Source organism: Streptomyces sp. NPDC043685 (genome assembly GCF_056436585.1).
Map to the genome: position 1 here is coordinate 193,540 of NZ_JBWKCH010000003.1, position 24,003 is coordinate 217,542.

General features: G+C 71.6%; 19 protein-coding genes. 17 read left to right on the forward strand and 2 right to left on the reverse strand.

Translation table 11 applies throughout. From position 1 onward, the window contains the following. Positions 1 to 4: 4 nt before the first annotated feature. Together AC0665_RS10115 and AC0665_RS10120 are read right to left on the reverse strand one after the other, a co-directional pair. Positions 5 to 1,930, reverse strand: a complete 1,926-nt coding sequence (locus AC0665_RS10115; protein WP_478704785.1) for a molybdopterin oxidoreductase family protein — start codon at positions 1,928 to 1,930, stop codon at positions 5 to 7. Continuing rightward, positions 1,927 to 2,898 (reverse strand): 2-dehydropantoate 2-reductase, encoded by a 972-nt coding sequence (locus AC0665_RS10120; RefSeq protein WP_468632226.1) that lies wholly within the window; start codon positions 2,896 to 2,898, stop codon positions 1,927 to 1,929. The genes AC0665_RS10115 and AC0665_RS10120 overlap by 4 nt, the downstream gene beginning before the upstream one ends. 233 nt (positions 2,899 to 3,131) lie before the next feature. Between AC0665_RS10120 and AC0665_RS10125 the strand changes: the two genes are divergently transcribed. From AC0665_RS10125 to AC0665_RS10205, 17 genes are all read left to right on the forward strand, one after another. Continuing rightward, positions 3,132 to 4,463, forward strand: a complete 1,332-nt coding sequence (locus AC0665_RS10125; protein WP_478704786.1) for an OFA family MFS transporter — start codon at positions 3,132 to 3,134, stop codon at positions 4,461 to 4,463. Next, positions 4,432 to 4,572 carry an MFS transporter small subunit gene (locus AC0665_RS10130; protein WP_478609346.1) on the forward strand — a complete coding sequence of 47 codons (141 nt, stop codon included), beginning with the start codon at positions 4,432 to 4,434 and terminating at the stop codon, positions 4,570 to 4,572. Before AC0665_RS10125 ends, AC0665_RS10130 begins: the two co-directional genes overlap by 32 nt. A gap of 168 nt (positions 4,573 to 4,740) precedes the next feature. Next, complete coding sequence (locus tag AC0665_RS10135; RefSeq protein WP_478704787.1) at positions 4,741 to 5,679, forward strand: beta-ketoacyl-ACP synthase III; 939 nt, start codon at positions 4,741 to 4,743, stop codon at positions 5,677 to 5,679. Positions 5,680 to 5,826: 147 nt separating this feature from the next. Then, complete coding sequence (locus tag AC0665_RS10140) at positions 5,827 to 6,504, forward strand: GntR family transcriptional regulator (RefSeq protein ID WP_363116962.1); 678 nt, start codon at positions 5,827 to 5,829, stop codon at positions 6,502 to 6,504. Positions 6,505 to 6,625: 121 nt separating this feature from the next. Continuing rightward, on the forward strand, positions 6,626 to 7,543 hold the full coding sequence (locus tag AC0665_RS10145) for a DUF6891 domain-containing protein (RefSeq protein ID WP_478609340.1): 918 nt from the start codon (positions 6,626 to 6,628) through the stop codon (positions 7,541 to 7,543). Positions 7,544 to 7,771: 228 nt separating this feature from the next. Next, a complete protein-coding gene (locus AC0665_RS10150) occupies positions 7,772 to 8,953 on the forward strand; it encodes an ROK family transcriptional regulator (RefSeq protein WP_468403698.1) in 1,182 nt (393 codons plus the stop codon). 85 nt (positions 8,954 to 9,038) lie between these two features. Next, the gene (locus tag AC0665_RS10155) at positions 9,039 to 10,556 is read left to right on the forward strand and encodes a sugar ABC transporter ATP-binding protein (RefSeq protein ID WP_478704788.1); all 1,518 of its coding nucleotides are present in this window, start codon (positions 9,039 to 9,041) and stop codon (positions 10,554 to 10,556) included. After that, positions 10,553 to 11,569 carry an ABC transporter permease gene (locus AC0665_RS10160; protein WP_366054053.1) on the forward strand — a complete coding sequence of 339 codons (1,017 nt, stop codon included), beginning with the start codon at positions 10,553 to 10,555 and terminating at the stop codon, positions 11,567 to 11,569. Before AC0665_RS10155 ends, AC0665_RS10160 begins: the two co-directional genes overlap by 4 nt. A gap of 17 nt (positions 11,570 to 11,586) precedes the next feature. Further along, positions 11,587 to 12,633, forward strand: coding sequence for a substrate-binding domain-containing protein (locus tag AC0665_RS10165; protein WP_478609333.1), 1,047 nt, complete (start codon positions 11,587 to 11,589; stop codon positions 12,631 to 12,633). Positions 12,634 to 12,688: 55 nt separating this feature from the next. Then, positions 12,689 to 13,900, forward strand: coding sequence for a Gfo/Idh/MocA family protein (locus tag AC0665_RS10170; protein ID WP_478609330.1), 1,212 nt, complete (start codon positions 12,689 to 12,691; stop codon positions 13,898 to 13,900). A gap of 13 nt (positions 13,901 to 13,913) precedes the next feature. Next, positions 13,914 to 14,912 carry a sugar phosphate isomerase/epimerase family protein gene (locus AC0665_RS10175; RefSeq protein ID WP_478609327.1) on the forward strand — a complete coding sequence of 333 codons (999 nt, stop codon included), beginning with the start codon at positions 13,914 to 13,916 and terminating at the stop codon, positions 14,910 to 14,912. A gap of 142 nt (positions 14,913 to 15,054) precedes the next feature. Continuing rightward, on the forward strand, positions 15,055 to 18,777 hold the full coding sequence (locus AC0665_RS10180) for a ThuA domain-containing protein (protein WP_478704789.1): 3,723 nt from the start codon (positions 15,055 to 15,057) through the stop codon (positions 18,775 to 18,777). Between the two features lie 82 nt (positions 18,778 to 18,859). Next, complete coding sequence (locus tag AC0665_RS10185) at positions 18,860 to 20,212, forward strand: inositol-3-phosphate synthase (protein ID WP_478609322.1); 1,353 nt, start codon at positions 18,860 to 18,862, stop codon at positions 20,210 to 20,212. 2 nt (positions 20,213 to 20,214) lie between these two features. Continuing rightward, entirely contained in the window at positions 20,215 to 21,246 is a 1,032-nt protein-coding gene (locus AC0665_RS10190; RefSeq protein ID WP_478609584.1) for an SCO3242 family prenyltransferase, read from the forward strand. After that, entirely contained in the window at positions 21,243 to 22,304 is a 1,062-nt protein-coding gene (locus AC0665_RS10195) for a sugar phosphate isomerase/epimerase family protein (RefSeq protein ID WP_478704790.1), read from the forward strand. The genes AC0665_RS10190 and AC0665_RS10195 overlap by 4 nt, the downstream gene beginning before the upstream one ends. Further along, the gene (locus AC0665_RS10200; RefSeq protein ID WP_478704791.1) at positions 22,301 to 23,089 is read left to right on the forward strand and encodes an EboA domain-containing protein; all 789 of its coding nucleotides are present in this window, start codon (positions 22,301 to 22,303) and stop codon (positions 23,087 to 23,089) included. The genes AC0665_RS10195 and AC0665_RS10200 overlap by 4 nt, the downstream gene beginning before the upstream one ends. Continuing rightward, positions 23,089 to 24,000 carry a TatD family hydrolase gene (locus AC0665_RS10205; protein WP_478609317.1) on the forward strand — a complete coding sequence of 304 codons (912 nt, stop codon included), beginning with the start codon at positions 23,089 to 23,091 and terminating at the stop codon, positions 23,998 to 24,000. Before AC0665_RS10200 ends, AC0665_RS10205 begins: the two co-directional genes overlap by 1 nt. Positions 24,001 to 24,003 lie beyond the last annotated feature (3 nt).

Genomic DNA, 24,003 nt, shown 5'->3' on the forward strand with positions numbered 1-24,003 from the left:
ACGTTCACCCCACGATGGTCGCGATGGGCAGCTTCTCGATCCGGATCGCCGACGCCTTGAACTCCGCCGTCCCCGCGATGGGGCAGTTCGCCTCGATCGTCAGGGCGTTGGTGTCCACCTCGTCGGGGAAGTGCATGGTCATGAAGGCGAGCCCGGGCCGCAGCGCGGGGTCCACCCACACCGGGGCCGTCACCGACCCGCGCCGCGAGGTCACCTGGACGGGCTCGCCGACCACGACCCCGTAGCGCTCGGCGTCCTCCGGGCTCAGCTCGATGAACTCGCCGCGCCGGAGCGGTGAGGCGTAACCGCCGCTCTGCACACCGGTGTTGTACGAGTCGAGGCGCCGGCCGGTGGTGAGCCGGATCGGGTACCGCTCGTCGGTGAGGTCCACGGGCGGGTCGTGCCGCACGATCCCGAAGGGCGCGAGGGGGCCGCGCCGGGCGGGATCGGCCTCCCACAACCGGCCGTGCAGATAGGTCGGTTCGATGCCGTCCGTGCTCGGGCAGGGCCACTGGATGCCCTGGTGCTCCTCCAGGCGCTCGTACGTCATGCCGTAGTGGTCGGGAGAGACGGACCGCAGCTCGTTCCACACGCTCTCGGCGTCGGCGTACTTCCAGTCGTGGCCGAGGCGGGCCGCGAGGTCGCAGATGATGTCGATGTCCTCGCGGGCCTCGCCGGGCGGGGTGACGGCCTTGCGGACACGCTGGACGCGCCGCTCGCTGTTGGTGGTGGTGCCGTCGGTCTCCGCCCAGCCGGCGGTCGCCGGCAGGACGACGTCCGCGAGCTCGGCCGTCTTCGTCAGGAAGATGTCCTGCACGACCAGGAAGTCCAGGGCCTTCAGCCGCCGTACGGCCTGCTCGCTGTCGGCCTCCGACTGGGCCGGGTTCTCGCCGATGCAGTAGACGGCCTCGAGCGTGCCGTCCTCCATGGCCTCGAACATCTCCGTGAGGTTCAGGCCGTAGTGCGGCTGGATCACGGTGTCCCAGGCCGACTCGAACTTGAGCCGGGCGTCGGGGTCGAGAATGTCCTGGAACCCGGGCAGCCGGTTGGGGATCGCGCCCATGTCGCCGCCGCCCTGCACGTTGTTCTGCCCGCGCAGCGGCTGAAGGCCCGAGCCGTAGCGGCCGACGTGCCCGGTGAGCAGGGACAGGTTGATCAACGCGCGGACGTTGTCGGTGCCGTTGTGGTGCTCGGTGATGCCGAGGGTCCAGCACAACTGGGCCCGTTCGGCCCGGGCGTAGGCGTGCGCCAGCTCGCGGATCGCGGCGGCCGGTACGCCCGTCACCTTCTCGGCGAGCGACAGCGTCCACGGCTCGACCAGGGCCTTGTACTCCTCGAAGCCGGTGGTCGCCCGCGCGATGAACGCCTCGTTCGCGAGCCCCGCGTGGATGATCTCGCGGCCGATCGCGTGCGCCATCGGGATGTCCGTGCCGACGTTGAGCCCCATCCAGCTCTCCGCCCACTCGGCGGTCGACGTCCGGCGCGGATCGACCGCGTACATCCGGGCGCCGTTCCTGATCCCCTTCAGCACGTGCTGGAAGAAGATCGGGTGCGCGAACCGGGCGTTGGAGCCCCACATCACGATGACGTCGGTGTGCTCGATCTCCTCGTACGACGACGTGCCGCCGCCCGAGCCGAACGCCGCCGACAGGCCCGCCACGCTCGGGGCGTGACAGGTGCGGTTGCAGGAGTCGACGTTGTTGGTGCCCATGACGACCCGGGCGAACTTCTGCGCCACGTAGTTCATCTCGTTGGTGGCGCGGGCGCAGCTGAACATGCCGAAGGCGTCGCGGTGGCGCCCGAGGCCGGCGGCGGCCCGGTCCAGGGCCTCCTCCCAGGTGGCCTGCCGGAACGGCTCGTCGCGGGAGTCCCGCACGAGCGGGTGGGTGAGCCGGGTGTAGGTCTTGGGGGTCCGGTCGCGTTTCCTCATGCGGCGCTCCTCAGCGCGAGCAGGTCCGAGATGGCGTGCACGGTGCGCAGGGTGGGCACCGGCACGCCGGTGATCTCCGCGAGCTCGACGACCGCCGCCAGCAGCACGTCGAGTTCGAGCGGCTTGCCGCGCTCCAGGTCCTGGAGCGTGGAGGTGCGGTGGTCGCCGACCCGCTCGGCACCGGCGAGCCGGCGCTCGATGGAGACGCCGACCTCGCAGCCGAGGGCCTCGGCGACCGCCAGCGTCTCGGTCATCATGATCTCGATGACCCTGCGGGTGCCTCCGTGCAGGCACATCTGCCGCATGGTCGCGCGGGCCAGCGCGCTGATCGGGTTGAAGGAGATGTTGCCGAGCAGCTTGACCCAGATGTCGCTGCGCAGGTCCGGTTCGACCGGGCACTTCAGACCGCCCGCCTGCATGGCCTCGCTGAAGGCGAGGCAGCGCGCGGAGCGACTACGGTCGGGCTCCCCGATGGAGAACCGCGTGCCTTCCAAGTGCCGTACGATTCCCGGGCCTTCGAGCTCGGTCGCCGCGTAGACCACGCATCCGACGGCCCGTTCGGGCGCGAGCACCGCACTGACCGCGCCGCCCGGGTCGACACTCTCGACACGATGACCGTCGTACGGGCCGCCGTGCCGGTGGAAGTACCACCAGGGGATGCCGTTCTGGGCGGCGACGACCGAGGTCGTCTCGTGCAGCAAAGGTGCGATCAGCGGCCCGCACGCCGCGTACGCGTTCGCTTTCAGACCCAGGAAGACATGGTCGACCGGGCCCACTTCGGCCGGGTCGTCGGTGGCGTGGGGGTGCGCGGTGTAGTCACCGCGTGGGCTGCGCACCCGGACTCCGTGCTGCCTCATGGCCGCCAGATGCGGTCCACGGGCGATGAGATGCACCTCGGCGCCCGCGCGGTGGAGCGCGGCGCCGACGTAGGCGCCGATGGCACCGGCGCCGAGAACTGCGACTTTCACGGGAACACTCCGTTCGGTTTGAGGGATACCGCGGAGGTAGCTGCCGCCCACCGCCCGTGGGTGGCGCGGGACGCGTGGACGGCTTGTGTCGACGAAATATTGTCTACAGTATGGAGGTTGGGGCGGCAAGGGTCTGCGCGCCGACCGTTCGGCGCATGCCGGATACCGTTCACCGCATACGGTCGACGCCGCGTCTTTCCAACTCCCGTGCGGATCCCTACCGTCCGGGGTTCATGAGTCCCCCAGTCGCGCCCCCGGGCTGGAGCCGCTGGCTCGTTCCGCCCGCCGCTCTCTCCGTACACCTCTCCATCGGCCAGGCCTACGCCTGGAGCGTGTTCAAACCACCCCTCGAGTCCGCGCTCGGCCTCAGCGGCACCCAGAGCGCCCTGCCCTTCCAGCTGGGCATCGTCATGCTGGGCCTGTCCGCCGCGTTCGGCGGCACGCTCGTGGAGCGCAACGGCCCGCGCTGGGCGATGACCGTCGCGCTGCTCTGCTTCTCCTCCGGCTTCCTGCTCTCCGCGCTGGGCGCGTCCCTGGAGCAGTACTGGCTGATCGTCCTCGGCTACGGCTTCGTCGGCGGCATCGGCCTCGGCATCGGCTACATCTCGCCCGTCTCCACGCTCATCAAGTGGTTCCCCGACCGGCCGGGCATGGCCACCGGCATCGCCATCATGGGCTTCGGCGGCGGCGCGCTCATCGCCTCCCCGTGGTCGGCCCAGATGCTGGAGTCGTTCGGCGGCGACAGCTCCGGCATCGCGCTCGCCTTCCTCGTGCACGGGCTGTCGTACGCCGTGTTCATGCTGCTGGGCGTGCTGCTGGTCCGGGTGCCTCGCCACGAGAAGCCCGTGGCGAGCGGGCCGAGTGTCCTCGCCGGCCCGCAGGTCTCCGCGAACCGGGCCATCCGCACGCCGCAGTTCTGGCTCCTGTGGCTCGTGCTCTGCATGAACGTCACCGCCGGCATCGGCATCCTGGAGAAGGCCGCGCCGATGATCACGGACTTCTTCGCGGACACCTCCACACCGGTGTCGGTGACGGCCGCCGCCGGATTCGTCGCGCTGCTGTCGGCGGCGAACATGGCGGGCCGCATCGGCTGGTCGTCGACGTCCGACCTCATCGGCCGCAAGAACATCTACCGCCTGTACCTGGGCGTCGGCGCCCTGATGTACGCCCTCATCGCCCTGTTCGGCGACTCCTCCAAACCGCTGTTCATCCTGTGCGCCCTGGTCATCCTCTCCTTCTACGGCGGCGGTTTCGCCACGCTCCCCGCCTATCTGAAGGACCTCTTCGGCACCTACCAGGTCGGTGCCATCCACGGACGGCTGCTCACCGCCTGGTCCACGGCCGGGGTGCTCGGCCCGCTGATCGTCAACTGGATCGCCGACCGGCAGGAGGAGGCGGGCCGGCGCGGCGCGTCCCTGTACGGGCTGTCCTTCGTCATCATGATCGGGCTGCTCGTCGTCGGCCTCGTCGCCAACGAACTGGTCCGGCCCGTCGACCCCCGCCACCACGTCCCCGCCCCGGAGGAGGCCGCCCATGTCCGGCGCCAGCAGTCAGAGTCCGCCTAGCCCGGACCGGCGGTGGCTGATCACCCTCGCCTGGGTGTGGGTGGGCGGACCGCTCGCCTACGGGCTGTACGAGCTCGTCCGCAAGGCGACGCAGTTGTTCACCGGATAGGCGGCACCGCGCCGGGCGGGCGTTCGTCAGGAGTCCGGGCGTCCAGGCTCCTGACCGAAGCTGACAACCCCGGCGCCGGTTTCCTGTCACCTTGGCTGTCCTCGTACCCGTGAGTCACTGATCAGACTGGTGGATCCGCTACCCAAGGCAACGAGGGGGACCCACCCAATGAACGGCTCGCGCATCGCCGCCGTCGGCCACTACCAGCCTGCCCAGGTGCTCACCAACGAGGACCTGGCGGGCCTGGTGGACACCAGTGACGAGTGGATCAGGAGCCGGGTGGGCATCCGCACGCGTCACATCGCCGGACCCGACGAGCCGGTCGACGAGCTGGCCGCCCACGCCGCGGCCAAGGCGCTCGCCGCCGCCGGACTGACCCCGGCGGACATCGACCTGGTGCTGGTCGCCACCTCCACGGCCGTCGACCGCTCGCCCAACATGGCGGCCAGGGTCGCGGCCCGCCTGGGCATCCCGCAGGCCGCCACCATGGACCTCAACGTCGTGTGCGCCGGCTTCACCCACGCCCTGGCCACCGCCGACCACGCCGTTCGCGCGGGCGGCGCGAGCCGGGTGCTGGTCATCGGGGCCGACAAGATGTCCGAGGTGACCGACTGGAGCGACCGCACCACCTGCGTGCTCGTCGGGGACGGGGCCGGGGCCGCGGTGGTGGAGGCCGCGGGCGAGCCGGCGATCGGGCCGGTGCTGTGGGGCTCGGTGCCCGAGATGGGCAACGCGGTCCGCATCGAGGGCACCCCGCCGCGCTTCGCCCAGGAGGGGCAGAGCGTCTACCGCTGGGCCACCACGCAGCTCCCGCCCATCGCGCGCCGCGCCTGCCGGCGGGCCGGGCTGGAGCCGGCCGACCTCGCCGGGGTCGTGCTGCACCAGGCGAACCTGCGCATCATCGAACCCCTCGCGGCGAAGATCGGCGCCGTCAACGCGGTCGTGGCCCGCGATGTCACCGAGTCCGGCAACACCTCGGCCGCGAGCATCCCGCTGGCCTTCTCGAAGCTGGTCGAGCGGGGAGCGCTCACCACGGACGACCCGGTGCTGCTGTTCGGCTTCGGCGGGAACCTCTCGTACGCGGGGCAGGTCGTGCGCTGCCCGTGAGCACCACCGCGATGTGACGCGGTCAACTCCCCGAAAGCCTGGCTGTTGTGCGCCGTAGACTGTAGACGAAAGACAATCAATACTGACTCTGCGGCGATACCGGCTCGCGCCGCGCTCTGCACGGCCCTGCCGAGGAGGGGGACCGCGATGCTGTCGACAGGCCTGCCCCAGGGGGCGGTACCCAAGCTGGAACGCCCGGGTCCGCTGCGCGACCGTGTCTACGAGGCACTGCTCGAACTCATCACCACGCGTGCGCTCCAGCCCGGCCAGCATCTCGTCGAGAGCGAACTCGCCGGGCATCTCGGCGTCTCCCGGCAGCCGGTGCGCGAGGCGTTGCAGCGGCTCAACACCGAGGGGTGGGTCGATCTGCGGCCCGCCCAGGGCGCGTTCGTGCACGAGCCGACGGAGGAGGAGGCCGACCAGCTCCTCACGGTCCGTACGCTCCTGGAGGCCGAGGCGGCCCGGCTCGCGGCGGCCAATGCGACCAGCGCGGGCATCGCCGCCCTGGAAGCACTGTGCGCGGAGGGCGAGAACGCCGTCGAGGCCGACGACGTGGACGGGGCCGTCGCGATGAACGCCCGGTTCCACGCCAAGATCATGGAGCTGGCCGGCAACGCGGTCCTCGCCGAACTCGCCGCCCAGGTCGACCGGCGGGTGCGCTGGTACTACACGCCGGTGGCCCGCCGCCGTGGCCACCAGTCCTGGATCGAGCACCGCGAACTCATTGCCGCGGTCTCCGACCGGGACGAACAGCGCGCCACCGAACTGATGCGCGCCCACACGGAGCACACGCGCCGGTCGTACCACGCGCGGGCACGCGCCTAGGGACTGTCGTCACACCTCGGCTGAAGACCGCCCGGTCCCAGGGCTGATCGAGCCGTCGCGGCAGCCGCTGCGTCGCGGTCCCGGGCGGTCCGCGGTCAGTGGGGCATGTCAGAGTCTGCGCATGCTCGAGATCGTGGTGAAGACGGAGAACTGGGAGCGGCACGTCCGTGTATCCGCCGAGGAGCTGGGAGGGCTGGTCCGGCGGATCGGTGGTGACGGTGACCGGTTCCTGGTGGTCCAGCGGATACCCGACCTGCCTGACGTCTTCGCCCAGGTGTGGCACGAGACCGGTGGCGACTACACGCTGGAGTACCGCGACGGTGCCGCCGACCGGCAGTTCCAGGCGATGGTCGACGGGCCCGGGGTCGTGATCGCGGCGCTCACCGGGTGGGCACGCCAGGAGGCCGGATGGGACGGTGGTCTGGCCTGGTCGTCGCTGGACATGGGCCCCGCCCGGGAGGTGCCGCCGCTCGACCTCGGCGAAGACGAGCGCGAGGAGTTGGAGAAGCGCGTCCGGCAGGTGCTGGTCGGCGGCTACGCCTCTCGCGCCGAACTGGCCGAGCTCGCCGAGGAGTACTTGGTCACCGATGACCGCCGGCCCGTCTCGCGCGAGCAGGCACAGTGGCTGGCCGACCGGCTGTGGCTGGAGCGGGTCGCGGAGCAGGCCACGTGGCAGGGCGAGACGGACCCCGAGCGGCTGACCCGCGCGTTCACCGCCCTGCGGGATGCCGGTATCACGGCCCGCGAGAACTTCACCTGTTGCCGTACCTGCGGCCAGTCCGAGATCGGTGGTGAAGGCGGGCCCGACGCCCGCGGCTTCGTCTACTTCCACACCCAGTGCACGGATTCCGCCGCGGCCGGCCACGGACTGACGCTCCTGTACGGCGGTTTCGACGGCTCGTCGGAGACCACCGCGGCCATTGGTCACGAGGTCGTGGCGGCGCTCGAGGCAGTCGGTCTCCACGCCGAGTGGGACCATGACCCCGGCCAGGCCATTACCGTCACCCCCCTGGACTGGCGCCGGCGCCTGATCGGCTAGGGACCGGCCGTCGGACCATGCGGATCGCCTTGGAGCGGTAGCCCTTGTCACCGATCACGTGGGCCGACCGGCTTTGTCCTGTGAGTGGAAGAAGTCGGGGCCAATTCCTGCGCGACTTCTTCCCACCTCCGGCAGCCACTGCTACGTTCCCTCCGAAAGCACGCCACCGAGGTGGCGGAAAACCGGCGCGCACAGGCCGATCGAGGCGGGGAGGGGCTCGTGAGACGTATGACCGCACGACCCGCGAACGCTCACCAGGCCCGGCTGCTCAAGCTGTTGCGTGACGGCGGCCCCAACTCCCGGGCACAGCTCGGCGACCAGGTCGACCTCTCGCGGTCCAAGCTGGCCGTGGAGGTGGACCGGCTGCTGGAGACGGGGCTGATCGTGGCCGACGGACTCGCCGCCTCGCGCGGTGGCCGCCGTTCCCACAACATCCGGCTCAACCCCGACCTGCGCTTCCTCGGCGTCGACATCGGCGCGACCTCCATCGACGTCGCCGTCACCAACGCCGAACTGGAGACGCTCGGGCACCTCAACCACCCCATGGACGTGCGCGAGGGCCCGGTCGCGGTCTTCGAGCAGGCCCTCGCCATGGCCGCGAAACTGAGGGCCTCCGGGCTCGCGGAGGGGTTCGACGGCGCCGGCATCGGCGTCCCCGGCCCGGTCCGCTTCCCCGAGGGCGTCCCGGTGGCACCGCCGATCATGCCCGGCTGGGACGGCTTCCCCGTACGGGAGGCGCTCAGCCAGGAACTCGGCTGCCCGGTCATGGTCGACAACGACGTGAACCTCATGGCGATGGGGGAGCAGCACGCGGGCGTCGCCCGTACCGTCGCCGACTTCCTCTGCGTCAAGATCGGCACCGGCATCGGCTGCGGCATCGTCGTCGGCGGTGAGGTCTACCGCGGTACGACGGGCAGCGCCGGCGACATCGGGCACATCCAGGCCGTCCCCGACGGCCGCCCGTGCGCCTGCGGCAACCGGGGCTGCCTGGAGGCCCACTTCAGCGGGGCGGCCCTGGCCCGCGACGCCCTGGAGGCCGCCCAGCAGGGCCGCTCGGCCGAACTGGCCTCGCGGCTGGAGATGAACGGCGGCCTCACCGCCGTCGACGTCGCCGCCGCGGCCTCCGCCGGGGACGCCACCGCTCTCGATCTGATCCGCGAGGGCGGCAACCGCACCGGCCAGGTCATCGCCGGCCTGGTCAGCTTTTTCAACCCGGGGCTCGTGGTGATCGGCGGCGGGGTGACCGGCCTCGGCCACACCTTGCTCGCCGCGATCCGCACCCAGGTCTACCGCCAGTCGCTTCCGCTGGCGACCCGCAACCTGCCCATCGTCCTGGGCGAGTTGGGCCCCACCGCGGGAGTCATCGGCGCGGCCCGGCTCATCAGCGACCACCTGTTCTCTCCCGCCTGAGCACTGAGTTCAGTACGGCCTACCAGCACCGCGCTCTGCTTCGCCCTGCCCTGAAACCGGCCCGCACGCCCGCCAAGGGGACCTCATGGCACCAGAACCACCGCTGCTCAGCATATCCGGCATCACCAAGTCGTTCCCCGGAGTCCGGGCCCTCGACGGCGTCGACCTCGACGTCCAGGCCGGCGAGGTGCACTGTCTGCTCGGCCAGAACGGGGCCGGCAAATCGACCCTCATCAAAGTCCTGGCCGGCGCCCACCAGCCCGACACCGGCCGGCTCCGCTGGCGCGGGGAGGAGGTCACGCTCCGCTCGCCGATCGCCGCCATGCGCCTCGGCATTGCCACCATCTACCAGGAACTCGACCTGGTGGAGCACCTCTCCGTCGCCGAGAACGTCCACCTCGGGCACGAGCCGACCGCCGCCGGCTTCGTCGTCCGCGGCAAGGCCGCGAGGGCGTCGACGGCGGTCATCCTCAAGCGACTCGGTCATCCCGAGATCGATCCGGCCCGGCTCGTCGGGGAACTGTCGGCGGCACAGCAGCAGATCGTGTCCATGGCCCGGGCGCTCTCCCACGACGTGCGGCTCATCGTGATGGACGAACCGTCCGCCGCGCTCGACCCGGACGAGGTGGACAACCTCTTCCGTATCGTCGGCGACCTCACCGCCGCCGGCGTCGCCGTCGTCTACATCTCCCACCGGCTGGAGGAGATCCGCCGCATCGGCGACCGGGTCACCGTCCTGAAGGACGGCCGGGCCGTGGCGAACGGGCTCCCGGCGAAGTCGACCCCGACGCGCGAGGTCGTCGCGCTGATGACGGGCCGCAACGTCGAGTACGTCTTCCCCGGCCGCCCAGCCGCCCCGCCGCCCGGCGAGCCGGTGCTGAGGGTCCAGGGGCTGTCCAGGCACGGGGAGTTCGAGCCGTTCGACCTGGAGGTGCGGCCCGGCGAGATCGTCGGCCTCGCCGGACTCGTCGGCTCGGGCCGCTCCGAGATCCTGGAGACCGTCTACGGCGCCCGCAAACCGACGGCCGGTCAGGTGCTGGTCGAAGGGCGGGTGTTGAAGCCGGGCAGTGTCCGGGCCGCCGTACGGGCCGGACTCGGGCTCGCCCCCGAGGAACGCAAGGCGCAGGCCCTGCTGATGCTGGAGTCCGTCACCCGCAACGTGTCGGTGTCCTCCATCTCCCGCTTCGCACGCGGCGGCTGGATCGACCGGGGCGCCGAACTGGGTGCCGCCCGGGCCGCGACCCGTGAGCTGTCGCTGCGGCCGGACAACCCGTCCGTGCCCGTGCGCACCCTGTCCGGCGGCAACCAGCAGAAGGCCGTCCTGGCCCGTTGGCTGCTGCGCGGCTGCAAGGTGCTGCTGCTCGACGAACCCACCCGCGGCGTCGACGTCGGTGCCCGCGCCGAGCTCTACGCGGTGATCCGCCGGCTGGCCGACGAGGGTTTGGCCGTGCTGCTCGTCTCCAGCGAGGTGCCCGAGGTGCTCGGCCTCGCCGACCGCGTCCTGGTGCTGCGCGAGGGCCGTGTCGTCCACACGGCACGCGCGCGCGAACTCGACGAACACCGCGTACTCGACCTGGTCATGGAAGGAAGCCCGGCGTCATGACGCAGCCCGTCTCCCCGCCGCGGGACAGCACCGCCAAGGTGCCCGAGGCCCAGCCCCCGGCCTGGCGCGGCCTGCTGGCCCGCGCCGACGTCCGCACCCTCTCCCTGCTCGGCGTGCTCGCCGCGCTGATCCTCGTCGGCGGCATCACCAAGCCCGACGAGTTCCTCGACACCCGCAACCTGCAACTGGTCCTCACCCAGGCCTCCGTGGTCGGTGTCGTCACCGTCGGCATGACCTTCGTCATCATCTCCGGCGGCATCGACCTGTCGGTCGGCGCGATCGTCGCCCTCGCCTCGGTGTGGGCGACCACCGTCGCCACCCAGGAGTACGGCTTCGCCGGCATCCTCTTCACGGCGATCGTCGTCGGAGTCGGCTGCGGCCTGGTCAACGGCGTGCTCATCGCCTACGGCTCGATGGTGCCGTTCATCGCCACCCTCGCCATGCTGGCCTCCGCCCGCGGACTCGCCCTGCAGATCACCGACGGCAAGACACAGATCGTCACCGTGCCGTCCGTCCTGGACCTGGGGGAGCGCGACGCCTACGTCCTCGGCGTCCCGCCCCTGGTCCTGGTGTTCGCCGTCGTGACGGTCATCGGCTGGCTGGTGCTCAACCGCACCACCTTCGGCCGCCGCACGGTCGCCGTCGGCGGCAACCCGGAGGCGGCCCGGCTCGCCGGCATCGACGTGCGCCGCCAGCGGCTCTACCTCTACCTGCTGTCCGGGCTGTGCTGCGGCATCGCGGCCTTCCTGCTGATCGTCCTGTCCGGCTCCGGCCAGAACACCAACGGCAACCTCTACGAACTCGACGCCATCGCCGCCGCGATCATCGGCGGCACCCTGCTCACCGGCGGCCGCGGCACCATCACCGGCTCCGTGCTCGGCGTCCTGATCTTCTTCACGATCACCAACATCTTCGCCCTGAACAACCTGCAGAGCGACGTCCAGCAGATCGCCAAGGGCGCGATCATCGTCGCCGCCGTGCTGGTCCAGCGCCGTACCGCGAGCACGACCTGAGGAAAGGGTTCCCCGCCATGCCAGAGAACACGAGCCGCAGAGGACTGCTCTTCGGGGCCGCAGCCGTCTCCGCCGGTGCCCTCCTCACGGGGTGCACGAGCAACGAGCCGTCGGAGTCGAAGGACGAGCCGGCCGGCAGCGATCAGCCGGCCGCCGACGACAGGCCCGGCAAGCAGGTCACCATCGGCTTCGCCGGTCCGCAGGCCGACCACGGCTGGCTGAACGCCATCAACGACAACGCCAAGAGCCGCGCCGAGAAGTACTCCGACGTCACCCTGGAGATCACCGAGGGCTCCAACGACACCGCCCAGCAGATCGGCCAGATCGAGACCCTCATCAACAAGAAGGTCGACGTGCTGGTCGTGCTCCCCGCCGACGGCAAGGCCCTCACCCAGGTCGGTCTGAAGGCGATGCGCGCCGGCATCCCGGTCGTCAACCTCGACCGCATCTTCAACACCCCGCAGGCGTACCGCTGCTGGATCGGCGGCGACAACTACGGCATGGGCCTGAACGCCGGGCACTACATCGGCGAGAAGCTCAAGGGCAAGTCCGGCGCCCGCGTCATCGAACTCGCGGGCCTGGACAACCTGGAGCTCACCAAGCAGCGCACCCAGGGCTTCGACGACGCCCTGAAGAACTATCCCAACATCAAGAAGGTCGCCCGCCAGGCCGCCGAGTTCACCGTCGAGTCCGGCCAGGCCAAGATGGCCCAGCTGCTCCAGGCGCAGTCGAAGTTCGACGCGCTGTGGAACCACGACGACGACCAGGGCGTGGGCGCGCTGCGCGCCATCGAGCAGGCCGGACGCGACGACTTCCTGATGGTCGGCGGCGCGGGCGCGCTGTCCGCGTTCCAGGCCATCAAGCAGGACGACGGCGTCCTCAAGGCGACCGTGCTCTACCCGCCGACCATGGCGGCCTCCGCGATCGACCTGGCCCGCGCCCTCGGCCAGAGCAAGGGCATCGGCGGCCTCGCCGAGTTCGAGATCCCGTCGTCGCTCACGCTCTACTCGGCCGTCGTCGACAAGACCAACGTCGACCAGTACATGTCCACCGGCTTCAAGTGAGCCGCCCCGCACCCCCCACGTGCGCCATCCCGACCAGGACGAGGAGGACACCCGTATGGGACAGCCGCAGCAGCCGTCGGAAGGGACCGAGAAAGGCAAGCCGCCCTTGCGCGTCGGGATGGTGGGCTACGCCTTCATGGGCGCCGCCCACTCCCAGGGCTGGCGCACCGCGGGCCGCGTCTTCGACCTGCCGCTGAACCCGGTGCAGGCGGTGATCTGCGGCCGGGACGCCACCGCCGTCCGGGCGGCGGCCGACCGGCACGGCTGGGAGTCCACCGAGACCGACTGGCGGGCCCTCGTCGAACGGGACGACGTCGACCTCGTCGACATCTGCACCCCCGGCGACAGCCACGCCGAGATCGCGCTCGCCGCCCTGGCCGCGGGCAAGCACGTGCTGTGCGAGAAGCCGCTGGCCAACAGCGTGGAGGAAGCCGCCACGATGGCACTGGCCGCCGAGCAGGCCCACGCCCGCGGCCAGTTGGCGATGGTCGGCTTCAACTACCGCCGGGTGCCCGCCACCGCCCAGGCCCGCCGCATGGTCGCCGAGGGCCGCCTGGGCAGGCTGCGGCACGTGCGCGTGACGTACCTCCAGGACTGGCTGGTCGACCCGGCGTTCCCGCTGACCTGGCGGCTGCGCAGGGAACAGGCCGGCTCGGGCTCGCTCGGCGACCTGGGCGCGCACATCGTCGACCTGGCGCAGTACCTGGTAGGGGAACCGCTGGCGGGCGTCTCGGCGCTGACAGAGACCTTCGTGCGGGAACGGCCCCTGCCCACCGGCGCGACCAGTGGACTGTCCGCCGTCAGCTCCGCGGGCACGGGCCCGGTCACCGTCGACGACGCCGCCCTGTTCACGGCCCGCTTCCCCTCCGGCGCGCTCGCCTCCTTCGAGGCCACCCGCTACGCCACCGGCCGCAAGAACGCCCTGCGCATCGAACTCAACGGGGAGCGCGGCTCGCTCGCCTTCGACCTGGAGCGCCTCAACGAGCTGTCCTTCCACGACGCCACCGAGCCCGGGGCGGAGGCCGGGTTCCGGCGGATCCTCGTCACCGAACCCGACCACCCCTACCTGGACGCCTGGTGGCCGCCGGGGCACGGCCTCGGCTACGAGCACACCTTCGTGCACCAGGCCCGCGACCTCGTCCACGCCATCGCCGAGGGCCGCCGCCCCGAACCGTCCTTCGCCGACGGGCTCCAGGTGCAGCGCGTGCTCGCGGCGGTCGAGGAGAGCGCCGAGAAGAACTCCGTCTACACGCCGATCGCGGTCTGAGGAGGCCATGAGGATGCCGCGCACCTTCACCCTGTTCACCGGCCAGTGGGCGGACCTGCCACTGGAGGAGGTCTGCCGCCTGGCCCGTGACTTCGGCTACGACGGCCTCGAACTCGCCTGCTGGGGGGACCACTTCGAAGTCGACAAGGCGCTGAGCGATCCGTCCTATGTGGACTCCAGGCACCAGCTCCTCGACAAGTACGGCTTGAAGTGCTGGGCGATCTCCAACCACCTGGCGGGCCAGGCCGTCTGCGACGCCATCATCGACGAACGTCACCAGGCGATCCTGCCGGAGGCGATCTGGGGCGACGGAGACCCGGAAGGGGTCCGGCAGCGGGCCGCCGAGCGCATGAAGGACACCGCGCGGGCCGCGGCCGCCTTCGGCGTCGACACCGTCATCGGCTTCACCGGCTCCGCCATCTGGCACCTGGTCGCCATGTTCCCGCCCGCGCCCGAGGCGATGATCGAACGCGGCTACCAGGACTTCGCCGACCGCTGGAACCCGATCCTGGACGTCTTCGACGCCGAGGGTGTGCGATTCGCGCACGAGGTGCACCCCAGCGAGATCGCCTACGACTACTGGACGACGCAGCGCGCCCTCGAAGCAGTCGGCCGGCGCCCCGCCTTCGGCCTGAACTTCGACCCGTCGCACTTCGTGTGGCAGGACCTCGACCCGGTCGGCTTCCTCTGGGACTTCCGCGACCGGATCTACCACGTCGACTGCAAGGAGGCCCGCAAGCGCCTGGACGGGCGCAACGGCCGGCTCGGCTCCCATCTGCCCTGGGGCGACCCGCGGCGCGGCTGGGACTTCGTCTCCGCCGGGCACGGAGACGTCCCCTGGGAGGACGTCTTCCGGATGCTGCGCTCCATCGACTACCAGGGCCCGATCTCGGTCGAGTGGGAGGACGCCGGCATGGACCGGCTGCAAGGAGCCCCCGAGGCGCTGGCCCGGCTCAAGGGCTTCGACTTCGATCCGCCCAGCGCGTCCTTCGACGCCGCGTTCAACAGCTGACCCACGGCTTTCCCCGGGACGCGACCACCCTGTCGTGATGCGTCCAGGACACACACCTCCGGGGTGACGGCGCACCCCGGCGCCCGCACCGCACGTCCACGCACCCACCCCGTACGGCCCACCCCGTTCCCGGAGGGACTTCGTGCACAGAACCAGACCCAGAAGCACCCGCACCCCCAGGCGCAGCGGACTTCGCACCACCGTCGCCCTGTTCACCGGCCTGCTTCTCGCCGTCGGTACCCCCGCCACCGTCGCCGGCGCCCACCCCGGGCATCCCGGACACGACGAACCGGCAGCCGCCGAGGGCCAGTTCCAGCAGGTGCCGCTCGCCAAGGGCGAGCCCGAGATGGGCGAGCCGATGTCGCTCGCCGTGCTCCCGGACCGCAGCGTCCTGCACACCTCGCGCGACGGCACACTGCGTCTGACCGACCAGGGCGGTGTCACCAAGGTCGCCGGCCGACTCGACGTCTACAACCACGACGAGGAGGGCCTCCAGGGCGTCGGCGTCGACCCGGACTTCAAGAACAACCGGGCGATCTACCTCTACTACGCGCCGCCGCTCGACACCCCCGTGGGCGACGCCCCCGAGACCGGGACCGCCGACGACTTCAAGAAGTTCGACGGCGTCAACCGCCTCTCGCGCTTCGTCCTGAACGCCAACGGCACGCTGAACATGTCCAGCGAGAAGAAGGTGCTGGACGTCGCGGCCTCCCGCGGCACCTGCTGCCACGTCGGCGGCGACATCGACTTCGACGCGGACGGCAACCTGTACCTGTCGACCGGCGACGACACCAACCCCTTCGCCTCCGACGGCTACACCCCGATCGACGACCGGCCGGGCCGCAACCCGGCCTTCGACGCCCGCCGCAGCTCGGCCAACACCAACGACCTGCGCGGCAAGATCCTGCGCATCAAGGTCGCCGAGGACGGCTCCTACACGATCCCGGAGGGCAACCTCTTCGCCCCGGGCACCGACAAGACCCGTCCCGAGATCTACGCGATGGGCTTTCGCAACCCGTTCCGGATGAGCGTCGACGACAAGACCGGCATCGTCTACGTCGGCGACTACGGCCCCGACGCGGGCGCCGCCGACCCCAAGCGCGGACCGGCCGGACAGGTCGAGTTCGCCAAGGTGACCAGGCCCGCCAACTTCGGCTGGCCGTTCTGTACCGGCGACAACGACCCCTATGTCGACTACGACTTCGCCACCAAGGAGTCCGGCGAGACGTTCGACTGCGCCGCTCCGAAGAACACCTCGCCGCACAACACGGGCCTGGTCGACCTGCCGCCCGCGCAGGCCGCCTGGATCCCCTACGACGGCGGCTCCTTGCCCGAGTTCGGCAGCGGCTCCGAGTCCCCGATGGCCGGCCCGGTCTACCGCTACGACCCCGAACTGAACTCCGGCGTGAAGTTCCCCGAGGCCTACGACGGTGACTTCTTCGCCGGTGAGTTCGGCCGCCGCTGGATCAAGCGGATCGAGCAGACCGAGGACGGGACGGTCGCGAAGATCAACGACTTCCCGTGGACCGGCACCCAGATCATGGACATGGAGTTCGGCCCCGACGGCGCGCTCTACGTCCTCGACTACGGCGTCTCCTGGTTCCAGGGCGACGAGCACTCCGCGCTGTACCGCGTCGAGAACGCCGAGGACGGCTTCTCCCCGATCGCCGAGGTGAGCGCCGACAAGACGTCCGGAGCTGCGGGCCTGAAGGTCACGTTCACCGCCTCCGCGAAGGACGCCGACTCCCCGAACCTCACCTACAGCTGGGACTTCGGCGACGGCACCACGGGCGAGGGCCTCAACCCCACCCACCGGTACAAGAAGATCGGCACCTACGGCGCCACCTTCACGGCCAAGGACCCCGAGGGCAACACCGGCAACGCCAGCGTCCGGATCGTGGTCGGCAACACCGAGCCCAAGGTGACGATCGAGACCCCGGGCAACGGCACCCTGGCCGCCTTCGGACAGCCCGTCCCGTTCAAGGTGAAGGTCACCGACCCCGAGGAGAGCGTCGACTGCTCCAAGGTCAAGGTCACCTACAGCCTCGGCCACGACTCCCACGCCCACGAGCTGACCAGCGAGATGGGCTGCGAGGGCACCCTGAAGCCGCCCGCCGGTGACGGCGGCCACGACCCCAACGCCAACATCTACGGTGTCGTCGGCGCCAGTTACACCGACGGGGGCGCGAACGGCCAGGAGGAGCTGACGGGCACCGCCCGCACCGTCCTGCAGCCGCTGCACCGCCAGGGCGAGCACTTCACCACCCAGTCCGGCGTGTCCGTCATCGACAAGACCGGCGCCCACGGCGGCAAGACCGTCGGCGACATCAACGACGGCGACTGGATCTCCTTCACCCCCTACCGGTTCGACGGGCAGAAGAAGCTGACCGTACGGGCTTCCTCCGGCGGCTCGGGCGGCTTCGTCGAGCTGCGCACCGGCTCGCCCGAGGGACCGCTGCACGGCTCGGCGTACATCCCGCCGACCGGCGGCTGGGAGACCTTCCAGAACGTCGACGTGCCGCTGAGGTCGCTGCCGAAGAAGACCACCGACATCTACCTGGTCTTCAAAGGCGGCGAGGGCGCGCTGTTCGACGTGGACGACTTCGAGTTCTCCAAGGAACCGTTCAAGGGCGGCAAGAAGGTCCTGGTCTTCTCCAGGACCGCAGGCTTCCGGCACGACTCCATCCCGGCCGGCATCGCCGCCCTGAAGGAGCTCGGCGGCCCGGCCGGCATCACGGTCGACGCCACCGAGGAGGCCCGCCAGTTCACCACCACCAACCTCGCCAAGTACGACGCGGTCGCCTTCCTGTCCACCACCGGCGACGTGCTCGACGCCGAGCAGCAGAAGGCGTTCGAGGACTACGTGGCGGGCGGCGGCGGGTACATGGGCATCCACGCGGCGGCCGACACCGAGTACGACTGGGAGTTCTACGGCGGTCTCGTCGGCGCCTACTTCCACTCGCACCCGGCCATCCAGAAGGCCACCGTCCGCGTCGAGGACCACGACCACCCGTCCACCGCGCACCTGGGCGACACCTGGGAGCGCACCGACGAGTGGTACAACTACCGCACCAACCCCCGTGAGCAGGCCAAGGTCCTCGCCACCCTGGACGAGACCACCTACCAGGGCGGCACCATGAAGGGCGACCACCCGATCGCCTGGTGCCAGAGCTACGGCGGCGGCCGCTCCTTCTACACCGGCGGCGGCCACACCAAGGAGTCCTACGCCGACGAGGCCTTCCGCGCCCACCTGCTCGGCGGCCTGCGGTACGCCACCGGCCAGGTGAAGGCGGACTGCAAGCCGAGCAAGGACTACCGGAAGATCTTCAACGGCCGGACGCTGGACGGCTGGAAGCAGGCCGGACCCGGCAGGTTCGTCGTCAAGGACGGCGTGATGGAGTCCGAGGGCGGCATGGGCCTGCTCTGGTACCAGGCCAAGGAGCTGAAGTCGTATTCGCTCAAGCTCGACTGGAAGATGCGGGGCGACGACAACTCCGGAATCTTCGTGGGCTTCCCGGCCTCCGACGACCCCTGGTCCGCGGTGAACAAGGGCTACGAGATCCAGATCGACGCCACGGACGCGCCCGACCGCACCACGGGCTCCGTCTACTCCTTCAAGTCGGCCGACATCAAGGCCCGTGACCAGGTTCTGCGGCCGCCCGGCCAGTGGAACTCCTACGAGATCAAGGTCCAGGGCGAACGCCTCCAGGTGTTCCTCAACGGAGTCAAGATCAACGACTTCACCAACAAGGACCCCCAGCGGAGCCTGACCGACGGCTACATCGGCCTGCAGAACCACGGCGCCGACGACCAGGTCTCCTTCCGCAACATCCAGCTCAAGGAACTGCCCGTCCAGGGCCAGTGAACGGCGGCGGGCGGGGGACGCCGGACCCCCGCCCGCCGTCTCCCCCCTCCCCCCGGGTTCGCGCACGACCAGGAGGCTGCCCATGTCCGCGTCCCTTCCCCGACCGCGTGTGGGGGTGTGGCTGATCGGAGCCCGAGGCTCCGTCGCCACCACCGTCGTCACGGGGTGCGCTGCCGTCGCCGCGGGGCTGCACCCGCCCACCGGCATGGTGACCGAGACCCCGGCGTTCACCGACAGCGGTCTGCCCGCCCTGTCCGATCTCGTCTTCGGCGGCCACGACACCCTCGACTGCCCGCTGCCCAAACGCGCCGAGACGCTGACCGCCGGGGGCGTCCTTCCCCCCGGCCTCGCCACCGCCGTCACCGCCGAACTCGCGGCAGCGGACCGGGAGATCCGGCCCGGCGGCCCCACACCCGGGGACACCAGGAGCGAGGCCGACCTGATCGCGGCCTTCGCCCACGACATCCGCGACTTCGTCCGCCGCCACGCACTGGAGCGGGCCGTGGTGGTGAACGTCGCCTCGACCGAACCCGCCTCCCAAGGCCCCGGCGCGCCGCTCCCGGCCAGCACCCTCTACGCCCTGGCCGCCCTGCGCGCGGGCTGTCCCTACGTCAACTTCACCCCCTCCGAAGGCATGCACCACCCCGTCGCCGCCCGCGAGGCCGAGCACAGCGGCCTGCCGCACGCCGGCCGGGACGGCAAGACCGGGCAGACCCTGCTGCGGGCCGTGCTGGGCCCGATGTTCGCCCAGCGGGCGCTGAACGTCCGGGCCTGGTCCGGCACGAACCTGCTCGGCGGCGGAGACGGCGCCGCTCTCGCCGACCCGGCCGCCGCCGCGGCCAAGAACGCCGGCAAGGAACGCGTCCTCGCCGACACCCTCGGCACCGTCCCCGAGGGCGAGGTGCACATCGACGACGTCCCAGCCCTCGGCGACTGGAAGACCGCCTGGGACCACATCGCCTTCGACGGCTTCCTCGGCACCCGCATGATCCTCCAGACCATCTGGCAGGGCTGCGACTCGGCGCTCGCGGCACCCCTGGTGCTCGACCTGGCCCGCCTGACCGCCCGCGCCCACGCGACGGGCCGGTCCGGCCCCCTCGACGCCCTCGGCTTCTACTTCAAGGACCCGGTGGGTGAGGGCCCCTCGGGTCTGTCCGAGCAGTACCAGGCGCTGCTCCGGTTCGGACGGAGCCTCGGGGACACCGACGGTGACGGCAGGGACGCGGGGTCGGTGGGGGATGCCGCCGAGGGGAGGGGCGCGGGGGCGGTGGAGGACGCCGAAGACAGGCGCGACGGGTCGGTGCGGGACGCCGAAGGCAGGCGCAACGGGGAGGTGGAGGACGCCGAGCGCAGGCGCACCCGGTCGGTGAGGAGCGCCGAAGGCAGGCGCACGCGGTCGGCCCGGGGCGACGAGGAGACAGGAGAGGCCCTGTGACGCTGCGCCGGAGCAGGTGCGGAGACTCAACCGGGGCGTCCACAACCTCCCCTGAGGACACCGCGACGGACACGGCCGCCCGCCCGAACACCCCTCGCTCGCACCGAGGCAGAGCCTGGGCCGAACTCCTGCGCCTGCCGGCCCTGTTCAGTGTCCCAGGAGACGCCCTGGCGGGCGCGGCCGTGACCGGCGCGCCCCCCAACTCGCGCACGCTGTACGCCATCGCCTCCTCCCTCTGCCTGTACGAAGCCGGAATGGCCCTCAACGACTGGGCCGATCGCGACGTCGACGCCGTCGAACGTCCCCACCGCCCCCTGCCCTCCGGCCGAGTCCGTCCCGCCGCCGCCCTCACGGCGGCCAGCGCCCTCACCACGGCCGGACTGGCCCTGGCCGCCCGCGCGGGCCGCCCGGCCCTGGCCGTCGCCACACCCCTGGCGGTGGCCGTGTGGGCGTACGACCTAGGTCTGAAGCACACGCCCGCCGGACCCGTGGCCATGGGCGCGGCCCGGGGTCTCGATCTGCTCCTGGGGGCCGCCGCCACCGCAGGCCGCACCCGGGAGGCCCTGCCTTCCGCCGCCCTGCTCGGCACCCACACCCTGGCCGTCACGACGGTCTCCCGCCAGGAGGCACAGGGCGGCTCACCCCTGCCTCCCCTGGCGGCCCTCGCGACGACCGCGCTGCTGAGCCGGCTGGTGACACGTCACCCCAGCCCTGCCACGACAAACCATCGGCAGGCCATCGCCCAGGGGCCGACGCGCCCCAGAGCCGCCGGACACCCCGGGCAGGACCCGGCAGCACTGCTCACCGCCGCCCTGGCGACCGCCTACGCCGCCACGACCGCCCGTCCCTGCTTCCACGCCGCCCTGAACCCCTCACCTCCTCTCACCCAGCACGCCGTCGGCGCCGGCGTCCGTGCCACCGTCCCCCTCCAGGCCGCTCTCGCCGCACGGTCCCGGGCAACGGCGTCCGCCCTCCTCATCGCCGCCCTCGCCCCGCTCGGAGCCCGGTTCGCGAAGAAGGTGAGCATTACATGAGCCCCGCCGCCCGTGCCGCCGAGAGCCGAAGCGGGGGCGCTCCCGCACCCGGATCCCAGTCCACCGCCTCACCCCACACCGCCTCCCCGCACCCCGCCTCCGCTTCACCCGGCGCCCTCCCCTCCCTGCGCTTCGGCTACGGCACCAACGGCCTTGCCGATCTCCGGCTCGACGACGCGCTCTCCCTCCTCGCCGACCTCGGCTACGACGGGGTGGGACTGACCCTCGACCACATGCACCTCGACCCGCTGGCCCCCGACCTCGCCGCCCGCACCCGCCGTGTCGCGCACCGGCTGGAAGCGCTCGGACTCGGCGTCACGGTCGAGACGGGCGCCCGCTATGTACTCGACCCGCGCCGCAAGCACGGACCCTCCCTGCTGGACCGGGACCCCGACGACCGGGCCCGCCGCGTCGACCTCCTCGTCCGGGCCGTCCGGATCGCCGCCGACCTGGGGGCCCACGCCGTCCACTGCTTCAGCGGAGTCGTCCCCGAGGCCACCGACACGGACACCGCGTGGAAGCGTCTCGCCGAGACCCTCACCCCCGTCCTGGAAGCCGCCGCTCGTGCGGGCATCCCGCTCGCTGTCGAACCCGAGCCGGGCCACCTCCTGGCCACCCTGGCCGACTTCCACCGGCTCCGCGGCGCCCTCGGCGACCCCGAACCCCTCGGCCTCACCCTGGACATCGGCCACTGTCAGTGCCTCGAACCCCTCCCGCCCGCCGACTGCGTGCGCGCCGCCGCACCCTGGCTGCGGCACGTCCAGATCGAGGACATGCGGCGCGGCGTCCACGAGCACCTCCCCTTCGGGGACGGCGAGATCGACTTCCCGCCGGTCCTGGCGGCCCTCGCCGCCACCGGCTACCAGGGCCTGACCGTCGTCGAACTGCCCCGTCACTCCCACGCCGGCCCCCGCTTCGCCGAACACTCCCTCCCGTTCCTCCGCCACGCCGAGCGGACCGCGGCCGCCGAGCCGCCCCACCCCGCTCCGGCCCTCCAGCAGGCCGCGCCACCCCACGGCGCTCCCTCCGCCACCCATGAGGGGAGCAGCACCAGATGACCCGACCCCGCACCACACCAGCGGCGAGCACGGAACACACCGACAGCAGCCAGAGCGCCCACCACCTCCAGGACCCCGGCCGGACCGCCCGGGCCCAGAGCGGGACCCAGCCCCGCACCTCCCTCCCGGACACCAGCCCCACCCCCTCGCTCACGGACCTCCGCCACCACCTCGCCACCCACCTCGACCCGGCCGCCCGCACCTGGCTCGACCACGCCCTCGACGAGGCCGCCTCCCATCCCGGCCTCCACGGGCCCATCTCCGTGTGGGAGCTGCGCCTGGCCGAAGCCGGCCGGCACTGCGGGCCCGCGCACGCCGACGCCGCACGCGTGCTCATCCTCGACGCGGCCCGCGCCGGCACCGACGCCCTGACCCGCGTCTACTTCCAGGGCACCGCCGACGAACGCCGAGCCGTGCTGCACGCCCTGCCCCACCTGGTGTCCGGCCCGGACGCGCTCCCACTCGTCGAGGACGCCCTGCGCACCAACGACACCCGCCTCCTCAGCACCGCCGTCGGCCCCTACGCCGCCCGGCACCTCGACGCGCACGCCTGGCGTCACGCCGTGCTGAAGTGCCTGTTCACCGGCGTGTCCGTCGACCACGTCGCTGACCTGCCCCGACGGGCCCGTGGCGACGGTGAACTGGCCCGCATGCTGGGCGACTACGCCGCCGAGCGCACCGCCGCCGGCCGGCCCGTCCCCGAGGACCTGTACCGCGTCCTGGACCTGACCGAGTCCGAGACCCCCGCCCCGGGCCCGGACCACCCCCACGGCAAGGAGTCCTGATGCGCATCTTCGACCCCCACATCCACATGACGTCCCGGACCACCGACGACTACGAGGCCATGTACGCCGCCGGTGTCCGCGCCGTCGTCGAGCCGTCCTTCTGGCTCGGCCAGCCGCGCACCTCGCCCGCCTCCTTCCGTGACTACTTCGATGCCCTTCTCGGCTGGGAGCCCTTCCGCGCCGCCCAGTACGGCATCGCCCACCACTGCACCATCGCCCTCAACCCCAAGGAGGCGAACGACCCGCGCTGCGCGCCCGTCCTCGACGAGCTGCCCCGGTATCTCGTCAAGGACAACGTGGTGGCGGTCGGGGAGATCGGCTACGACTCCATGACCCCCGCCGAGGACACCGCCCTCGCCGCGCAGCTCCAGCTCGCCGCCGACCACGGCCTGCCGGCCCTCGTGCACACCCCGCACCGCGACAAGCTCGCCGGGCTGCGCCGCACCCTCGACGTCGTCCGGGAGTCCGCCCTTGCCACGGACCGGGTGCTGGTCGACCACCTCAACGAGACCACCGTCAAGGAGGCCAGGGACAGCGGCTGCTGGCTGGGCTTCTCCGTCTATCCGGACACCAAGATGGACGAGGCGCGCATGGTCGCGATCCTGCGCGCCCACGGAACCGAGCGAATCCTGGTGAACTCCGCCGCCGACTGGGGAAAGAGCGACCCCCTCAAGACCCGCAAGGTCGGAGACCTGATGCTGGCCGAGGGCTTCGACGAGGACGACGTCGACCAGGTGCTGTGGCGCAACCCCGTCGCCTTCTACGGGCTCAGCGGCCGGCTGCGCCTCGACGTCACCGGCACGGAGGCCACCCATCAGGGCAACTCCATCCTCCGCGGCGTCCCCAAGGAGCCGCACGCGCCGGAGACGGACCCCGGCACCCGCCTCCGCGTCCCCGCCGCGGAGGCGTGAGCC